Here is an 867-nt window from a genome sequence, read left to right as displayed (position 1 = left end):
TCGTGCCGCGGTTTCGGGGGCGGTTCAGGGGGCACACGATGTACACCCACCCCGTATCCCCCGGATCCCGCCCCCTGCCCCGGCCGGCCGCCCGTGGCCGGGCCCCGGCCGTCCCGACCCGTTTCCCCAGGGAGTTTCCTCATGTACGACTACGACCTCCTGGTCGTGGGATCGGCCAACGCCGATCTGGTGATCGGCGTCGAGCGGCGCCCGGGTGCCGGAGAGACGGTGCTCGGCGGCGACCTCGCCGTGCACCCCGGCGGCAAGGGCGCCAACCAGGCGGTCGCGGCCGCCCGGCTCGGGGCCCGTACGGCCCTGCTGGCCCGGGTCGGCGACGACGCCCACGGCAGGCTGCTCCTGGAGTCGCAGCGAGCCGTCGGGGTCGACACGTCGGGCGTGCTGGTGGGCGGGGCGCCGACCGGGGTCGCGCTGATCACGGTGGACCCCTCCGGGGACAACAGCATCGTCGTGTCGCCGGGCGCGAACGGCCGCCTGACGCCGGACGACGTCCGGGCCGCCGGGAGCCTCCTGAAGGCCTCCCGGGTGGTCTCGGCACAGCTGGAGATCCCGCTGGAGACGGTCGTGGAGGTCGTACGATCCCTCACCCCCGGGAGCCGCTTCGTCCTGAACCCCTCCCCGCCGCGCCCCCTCCCGCCGGAGGTGCTGGCCGCCTGCGACCCGCTGATAGTGAACGAGCACGAGGCGAGGACCGTCCTGGGCGACGCCGACGCCGGCGCGGCGCCCGAGGACGGGGCGCGGGTGCTGCTCGCGGGGGGCGGCGGGTCGGTGGTGGTGACGCGGGCGGGCGAGGGGGGGGGTCGGGGCTCGCGCGCGGGGGGGGGTGGGGGGGGGCGCGGGGGTCTCCGC

At 77.2% G+C, this 867-nt stretch carries 1 protein-coding gene; it reads left to right on the top strand.

Annotated features, from left to right (window positions below; all coding sequences use genetic code 11):
* Positions 1-141: 141 nt before the first annotated feature.
* Positions 142-867 (top strand): ribokinase (locus tag ACFW2E_RS44430; RefSeq protein ID WP_384477153.1); only part of this gene is annotated, 726 nt, incomplete at its 3' end.

The organism is Streptomyces sp. NPDC058964, from assembly GCF_042741275.1.
Classification (GTDB): Bacteria; Actinomycetota; Actinomycetes; order Streptomycetales; family Streptomycetaceae; genus Streptomyces.
The sequence above is the reverse complement of the archived record's forward strand: the minus strand, read 5'-3'. Positions and strand labels throughout refer to the sequence as shown.